This is a genomic window from Nostoc sp. (genome assembly GCF_054880495.1).
In genome coordinates, this window is sequence record NZ_JBTYKD010000077.1 from 1 (window position 1) to 8,110 (window position 8,110).

Below are 8,110 nucleotides of genomic sequence, written 5' to 3' on the forward strand. Positions count from 1 at the left end.
GCTTATGATTTCGTTTCCCAAGAATTACGGGCGGCGGAAGACCCAGAGTTTGAAACCTTCTATACCAAAAACATTTTGCTGAATGAGGGTATCCGCGCTTGGATGGCTCCTCAAGATCAACCCCACGAACAATTTGTATTCCCTGAGGAAGTTCTACCTCGCGGTAACGCTCTTTAATATACAAAAGTCGACCATGACCCGAATTAGGGTTGTGGTTGCCAAAAATTGACACCACCCAGATTAAATAATCTCCCTGTAATAAGCCAATAAAGTGTCAATATTCCCCCTTCTCCAGTGATCTCCCATTTTTTGGTGGGGGATTTTTTTCTGTATATGGTTAATATCTCTAAATTTATGTGTTATATTAGGTGAAGGTGATAAACCCGGAGTAAATACTCTGCCCTTTTAAAACTAAGACCGCTTAGGCAATAAGGAGGTGATGCCCATGATAGAAAGTAGTAAATGCATGGGTCATCAGGTTGCAGTTAGCCGGCTGTGCGCCGGAGCTGTTCTCTAAAAGTTAGCCTTAGTCATCTTGAGAGACTAAGTTAGCTCAAGTAGCTAGGCAAGCTTGGAGTTCCTTCCGGCAGTCTGGTTGCAACCTGAAGACCCGCTAGACCGCTCTGATATTAGATCAACTGATCTAAATCAGAGCGGATAGTTTTTTGTAGGTGATTCTTCTTTTATCAACGGTTGCTTTTGAAAACTTAGATGGCGGTGCCTGCGACGGGCAAAGCCAACGCCTTTAAGTTTTGTTAAAAATAAAAATATTTTGGTTCAAACCTTGGCAACTGATCAGATGTGAGCAATAGCGTCTATCTAAGCTAATCGTCATTTGACCTATCCACAAATAAAGCTCAAAATAGCTGAAACCCTTACCTAGCAGGCTTTTTAGCTAAAATAAAACACTAATCTCTAAAACCCTGTCCAGGGCTAGGTTTCAGGGAAATAAAGTTCTCATTTCCGGATAAGTCTATTCATTTTTCCAGAATGATTCGCTTGTAGTAAGGGCTACCCTACGGGAACGCTTCGCGAACAGCCCTGTTATTATACAACTTAAATGCCGATTAGCTTACCGGATCTGATTTAAATATACACACACGCATTATGTCCTAGTTTATCCTCCGATCCTTTCTCTGTGGAGAATAAAAAGGGTTTATCTTTGTCAGATGCAAGATGTAACAAATCAAATATTATATAGGAATTTTTTGAGATGACACAACTACTGACTAAAGCGGAAATTCAAGAACAGGCAAAAGTTGTGTCAGGTTGGACTATTGAAGATTCCAAGTTGCAGACTACCCGCAAATTCAAGGATTTTATCCAAGCAATCGAGTTTGTCAATAAACTGGTGGAGCCGGCTGAGTCGGCAGGACATCATCCAGATATAGAGATTTCCTATAATAAAGTAAAGATTACACTCACAACTCATGATGCAGGTGGGTTAACGCAAGCAGACTTTGATTTAGCACAGGTGATTGCCAAAATCAACTAAGTGATTTCTTCTCATATCTGGCACTAGACAAGTAAAAGTCACCGCGACACAGACAAAAGCCGACTATCCATCTCCTGATGGAGACGTAGCGGGTAGCTTGCTTAAGAGTGAAGGTAGAGATTTCAAAAATCTTAATTCCTAATTTTGTGTTTATTCAAACAGTACCAAGCGGACTACCCTGCTAGAAGGCTTTGCCTACTGTATAGCCGAGCCAGTGTGTTCTAACTGGTGTGCCATTTCTACTAGGGCTAAGTGTAAGAAGTGATTTTTGCTGACAAGCTGCTAAGTGTCTAAAGCTTTGAGTAAATAGGGAGCGAATGACTTAAACCCTACTCCCTGCTTAGATATTTAGATAAGTACGTGTGACAGTTATTAAGGCGATCGCTCCAATCTTGCCATCTAGATCAGATGTTTTATAATGTTAGGATATGAAGATATGTTTTTGCATAAGTTAATCACATAAGTTTTTAACCCTAAATTAACCGTTTATTAGCTTTGCAAAAACTAAAATTGTAGTAGTGGCAACAATGCCTCATCCACAGGTTTCAATGAGATGCCGGATTTTTGAGAATTAGGTGCAATCGAAGCCAACTATCTAAACAAGGTGTGAGGAGTAAAGGAAAATGTCTAATCTCTTATGGAAATCCTTAGTGGTTAGCCCAGCAGTTTTGGGAGCAACATTGTTAGTTTCGACAACAGCAATGGCGGCTCCAAGCACAACCACTGAAGCATCAGCAGCCAAACAAGCGGGTGTAACGGGAGTTGCCCAACAGCCAGATACATTAGCTCAAACAACAATAGATCAAGTTAATCGCTACAGCAACGAAGGCAACCAAAATAACTCTCAGTCTCAAGTAACATCGGTTTCGCAATTTTCCGACGTCCAACCCACTGACTGGGCATTCCAAGCATTGCAGTCCTTGGTTGAGCGCTATGGTTGTATTGCAGGTTATCCTGATGCAACTTATCGCGGTAATCGTGCTTTAACCCGGTATGAATTTGCTGCTGGTTTGAATGCCTGTTTGAATCGGGTTAATGAATTGATTGCCACAGCAACAGCTGACATGGTGACTAAACAAGATTTAGCTACCTTACAACGGTTGCAAGAAGAATTTTCTGCAGAATTGTCAACCCTACGCGGTCGTGTAGATTCCTTAGAAGCGCGGACTGCTGAATTGGAAGCTAATCAGTTCTCGACTACTACCAAACTAGTCGGTGAAGCGATTTTTGGCGTTACTGATGTCTTCGGTGGTAATACTGGTGACAATAACAATACCGTCTTCCAAGATCGGGTACGTTTAGATTTGCAAACCAGCTTCACAGGTAGAGACGTTTTACATACTCGTCTTGCAGCAGGTAATGCAGCAGCCTTTACAAAATTTGATAATGCTGGGAATCAAATCGCTACTGCTGAAGGCACACAAACGTTTCAAGTTGGTGCTGGCGATGGTAACAACAGTGTCAAGATAGACCGCTTGACCTATGAATTTCCCATCGGCCCAGCCCACGTTTACCTCGCAGCTAGTGGCGGACGACACAGCCATTATGCTGCTGTCAACAACCCTTACTTTTTCGACCAAACCGACGGCGGTAACGGCGCTTTATCTACCTTGGCTTCTGAAAGTCCGATTTATCGGATTGGTGGCGGTTCAGGTATAGCGCTCAATCTCCCGCTTGGTAAAGGTGGCGGCATCCTGGGAAATAGTTCAATCACTGCGGGTTACTTGGCATCGGAAGCTAATAATCCTGGTATTGGTCAAGGTCTGACCAACGGCGACTATGCAGCTCTTGGACAGTTGAACTTTAGTGTTGGCGATCGCGTGGCTTTAGCTGCTACCTATGTTCACGGATATAATGGAGGCGGCAGTTCTTTATTCAATTCCGGTTCCACGTCAAACCCAGAGATTCTTGCAGTAGGTACTCAACAAGCTAACACTTTAATAAATGGAGGTTCTAGCAACTCCTACGGTGTGGAGGCTGCGTTTAGACCTAGCGACAAACTGTCAGTTAGTGGCTACGTCTCTTACCACGATATCAACGGTTCCGGTGTAAATGATAATTATCAAGCCTGGAGCTATGGTCTTGGGGTAGCCTTACCTGATTTCGGTAAAAAGGGTAACGTTTTAGGTCTTTTCGCTGGTGCAGAACCCTATTCCTTTAACCGACCAGGTTTTGTTGGTAATGATATACCCTATCACTTTGAAGGCTTCTACAAGTATCGTGTATCGGATAACATCTCTGTTACCCCTGGTGTAATCTGGTTGACCTCTCCTGGTCAAAACAACAATAACGATGATGCAATTATCGGTACACTCAGAACAACTTTCACCTTCTAGAATATTGACTATCCACTGAGAATTTTGAACTTTATTGCTCCCCGCCATCAGGCGGGGCTTTTTGTTGTCGGTAGCAACAATAAAAAACTCCACCCACTCTTGGGAATTGAGTTTTTGGGCATGGAAAATGGGGCATAGGGCGTGGGGAAGAAGTTACCTGTTTGGCCCATGCCCTATGCCCCAAGGGTTGGGGGGAGCAACCTCGACCACCCACTCAATTCCCTTGAGTTTCCCGCCCCTTTCAATGAATAAACCCCAGTATGTAACCGGAGTATACTATAAAAGTTAGGAGTTGTGAGTTAGAAGTTATGAGTTATGACGGTTTTTAGATGAATAGACCAGGGTAGGGTAGGCATTGTAATGTCCACTCTACAAGTGACTTACCTTGTGAGCAACTTTGTCTGAGCGAGCTTTTCTAATAGAGGTTGGCGTATAAAGTTACATATTACGTAATATCCTAACTCTGCCAATTTTAGATTGAAGGAAAATCTAAAATCCAAATTGAATCACTCCAAACTCCTCTACAGACGCGATTAATCGCGTCTCTTCTAACTCCTAACTTATTGCTGCTTGTGGAACTATCGTGTAAATCGGAATACGCAATTCTGGCCTTATTAGAGATGGCCGCCCATTACGAAAGCGGCGAACCTCTGCAAATTCGACAAATTGCAGCACAACAAAACATACCCGATCGCTATTTGGAACAGCTGCTAGCAACTTTGAGGCGTGGGGGTATAGTCAAGAGTCAGCGCGGATCAAAAGGTGGCTATCTGTTAACGCGAGAACCCCGGAAAATCATCCTTTTTGAGATTTTGGAATGTTTAGAAGGGTTAGAGGTGCTGACTTGTGAAGAAAACGTTAATCCCAAAACGGTAGACAGTTCGGTTATAGAAGAAATTTGGCAAGAAGCAAGTCGCGCGGCAAATTCAGTGTTGCAAAAATATACGCTCCAGGATCTTTGTGAAAAACGAGATTCGCGGCGGCAGTTCGATATCATGTACTACATTTAGTCAACAGTCATTGGTCATTTGTTGATGACTAATGACCAATGACTTATAACTAAATAACTAATAACTAAGGACTAAATTATGCGAATTGCTCGTAATATTACAGAACTGATTGGTTGTACACCCCTAGTGCAGTTGAACCGCATTCCCCAAAGAGAAGGATGTGTTGCTCAAATTGTGGTGAAACTGGAAAGTATGAACCCATCGGCATCAGTTAAAGACCGAATTGGGGTGAGTATGATTAACGACGCCGAAGAAGAGGGACTGATTACTCCTCTGAAGACAGTATTGGTAGAACCCACCTCTGGAAACACAGGAATTGCCGTAGCAATGGCAGCAGCAGCCAAGGGTTATCGATTAATTTTGACAATGCCAGAGACAATGAGTGGGGAACGACGGGCAATGTTGCGGGCTTATGGAGCAGAACTCGAACTAACACCAGGTATGGAAGGCATGAGTGGGGCAATTAGGCGAGCGCAGCAAATAGTTAATACTACACCAAATACCTATATGTTGCAGCAGTTCCGCAATCCAGCCAATGCAAAAGTCCATCGGGAAACTACAGCAGAAGAAATCTGGGAAGATACCGATGGAGAAGTAGATATGATCGTGGCGGGGGTAGGCACAGGTGGTACGATCACTGGGATAGCAGAAGTGATTAAAGCACGCAAGCCAAGCTCAAAGGCGATCGCTGTTGAACCAGCCAATAGCCCAGTTTTATCTGGGGGACGACCAGGACCACACAAAATCCAGGGAATCGGCGCTGGGTTTATTCCCCAAGTATTAAAGATAAAATTGATTGATGAAGTGATTAGTGTCACCGATGAAGAAGCGATCGCTTATAGTCGGCGTTTGGCAAAAGAAGAAGGGCTATTATCTGGCATTTCCAGTGGAGCTGCTTTATGTGCAGCAATTCGCGTTGCCCAACGTCAAGAAAATAAGGGACGTTTAATTGTGATGATTCAGCCCAGTTTTGGGGAGAGGTATTTGAGTACGCCGTTGTTCCAAGACCTGGAGGCAAGGTTAGCCGCTAGCGTCAGTTAACGATACATTGAATTAATGGTCAATTATAAGCACGTTTCTAACCACTACGAAACTCTCAAAGTTAGTCCAAGTGCCAGCCAAACGGAGATTAAGCAAGCTTATCGCCGCTTGGTTAAATTGTTTCATCCTGACAGTCATCAGGAAACAGCCGATCACGAGCAGATTATCCGTATCAATGCAGCTTATGAGGTTTTAGGGGATAATCAAAATCGCCGCAATTATGACCAACAACTGCAAGATGAGTCTCAAACATTAAATAGCGATCGCCTACAGCGTACAGCATCAGCTCAAAAGCATTACCAGACAAGACGAAAAACAGGACGACAAGCTGACGAGCAAGTAGACGAATGGCTGCGCCGAGTTTATCAACCAGTCAATCGCCTGCTTTGTGGTATTCTCTATTCCCTAGAAGAACAAATGGATCAATTAGCCGCTGATCCCTTTGATGATGAGTTGTTAAATGAATTTCAGGAATATTTAAAAATCTGTCGAGATGATCTCAAGCAGGCACAAATTACTTTTCGCTCCCTACCGAATCCCCCTAGTCTAGCAAGAACGGCGGCTCACCTCTACTACAGCCTTAATCAAGTAGCCGATGGACTCGAAGAGTTGGCTTATTTCCCTTTGAGCTACGATGAGCGTTATTTACACACAGGTCAAGAACTATTCCGCATAGCTACGAGATTACACTGTGAGGCGCAAGCGTCTGTAAATTAATCAAGCTCAGAATACACTCTAATGATTTGTTATCCCACCTTTTCTAAATTTGAACTTTCAAAGGAGACATTAAGACAGAAGCTACATTCAATAGTTTGGTTTAACGCGCTGCATTCTTTGCCTGTGGTAAGGTGAGAAAATATGCTTTTCTGATGCAGTAACATTCAAACTTCGTCCAGTGTTAAGCTAAACCACATTTATTTTGCATAATCTGAAATTGTACATTTCTTGTGGGGTGGGCGTCTCGGCCAAGATATGCAAGTTAAATGTGGAACATCCTCTTACATCGATTAGGAGTTTTACAAACAAATGATTGGAAAAAAGTGGTCAACACATCCAGCAAATATGGTCTTCTCTTGAAGAATATAAAGTATAAAAATATGACTTCTTCTCTCCATTACATCCCTCAATCTGAGCCGCCGCTTCCTCCTTGGGAAACGCTACCAACGATGTATGATTTACCAAGTGACAACCCAGAGGAACCAGGCTTGCCAGACGATTTTCACTTTTTACAACCCTTACTTTTATACTTAACTTTTCAGCCAATTAACTGGAATCCAGAACTAGTTTATAGTGCTGCTGACCTTAATCTCTATTATGATCTTCAGCATCCTTTGTGGTATAAGCGCCCAGATTGGTTTGGTGTCGTAGGGGTAAGAAAATTATACAAAGGGCAGGACTTACGGTTAAGTTATGTAACTTGGCAAGAGCCAGCAAATCCCTTCGTGGTTGTTGAGTTATTATCTCCAGGTACGGAAGATGAAGATTTAGGCACAACAAGAGAAAGTGCAGCAGATAAACCTCCTAGCAAATGGGAAGTTTATGAACGAATTTTGCGGATTCCCTACTATATTGTTTTTAGTCGCTATACTAATGAGCTTCGGGCTTTTCAGTTAGTCGGCGGTCACTATGAACCGATGAATTTGACTGATGGATGCCTACTAATGCCAGAGATAAATTTAAGTTTAGGCTTATGGCAGGGTTCATTTCGAGATATTGAAAGGTTGTGGTTAAGGTGGTTCACTTTAGAAGGAGAATTAATTCCCGCACCTACAGAGGAAGCTGTTGCTGCAACTGAACGAGCTATCATTGCTGAACAAGAAGCTACAGAAGCTAAACTAGAAGCTACTGAAGCTAAACTAGAAGCTACCGAAGCTAAACGAAAAGCAGAACGATTAGCACAACGTTTGCGTCAGTTAGGTGTGAATCCTGATGAACTAGATGAATTATTATAGCTTGAGAAATTTTTGTCTGATACGCAGCATTATTTTCTGCTTTTAAGGAATTACCTGTACTGAAAACTTTGATAGCCGATACCAACGCAGTTATTTAATAACAATATTTGCTCTCAGAAAGATTAACTTTTGAGTGCGATGTCTACGACGAGCTGCGCTAATGCATATTTAGCACTTGAAATAAGTAAGTCGGCGGGAAAATTTATAAGTATGTAAGGAAAATTTAACCAGAGGAATTAGAGTTAAATTTAATACGTTGTGTGCTGTAGTTTCCTC

6 protein-coding genes and 1 pseudogene are annotated in these 8,110 nt (G+C 42.6%); all 7 read left to right on the forward strand.

Annotated features, from left to right (window positions below; genetic code table 11):
- Positions 1–177, forward strand: a pseudogene (locus ACYTXL_RS08845) (photosystem II D2 protein (photosystem q(a) protein)); the annotation flags it as partial.
- A gap of 1,036 nt (positions 178–1,213) precedes the next feature.
- Positions 1,214–1,495: a 4a-hydroxytetrahydrobiopterin dehydratase gene (locus tag ACYTXL_RS08850; RefSeq protein ID WP_461924395.1), complete on the forward strand. Its 282-nt coding sequence runs from the start codon at positions 1,214–1,216 to the stop codon at positions 1,493–1,495.
- Between the two features lie 623 nt (positions 1,496–2,118).
- Positions 2,119–3,831 carry an iron uptake porin gene (locus ACYTXL_RS08855; protein WP_461924396.1) on the forward strand — a complete coding sequence of 571 codons (1,713 nt, stop codon included), beginning with the start codon at positions 2,119–2,121 and terminating at the stop codon, positions 3,829–3,831.
- A 572-nt stretch (positions 3,832–4,403) separates the two neighbouring features.
- The gene (locus ACYTXL_RS08860; RefSeq protein ID WP_292789782.1) at positions 4,404–4,841 is read left to right on the forward strand and encodes an RrF2 family transcriptional regulator; all 438 of its coding nucleotides are present in this window, start codon (positions 4,404–4,406) and stop codon (positions 4,839–4,841) included.
- Positions 4,842–4,919: 78 nt separating this feature from the next.
- Complete coding sequence (gene cysK, locus ACYTXL_RS08865; RefSeq protein ID WP_461924397.1) at positions 4,920–5,882, forward strand: cysteine synthase A; 963 nt, start codon at positions 4,920–4,922, stop codon at positions 5,880–5,882.
- 15 nt (positions 5,883–5,897) lie between these two features.
- Complete coding sequence (locus tag ACYTXL_RS08870) at positions 5,898–6,599, forward strand: J domain-containing protein (protein WP_461924398.1); 702 nt, start codon at positions 5,898–5,900, stop codon at positions 6,597–6,599.
- Between the two features lie 380 nt (positions 6,600–6,979).
- On the forward strand, positions 6,980–7,834 hold the full coding sequence (locus tag ACYTXL_RS08875; RefSeq protein WP_461924399.1) for a Uma2 family endonuclease: 855 nt from the start codon (positions 6,980–6,982) through the stop codon (positions 7,832–7,834).
- The last annotated feature ends 276 nt before the right edge of the window (positions 7,835–8,110 follow it).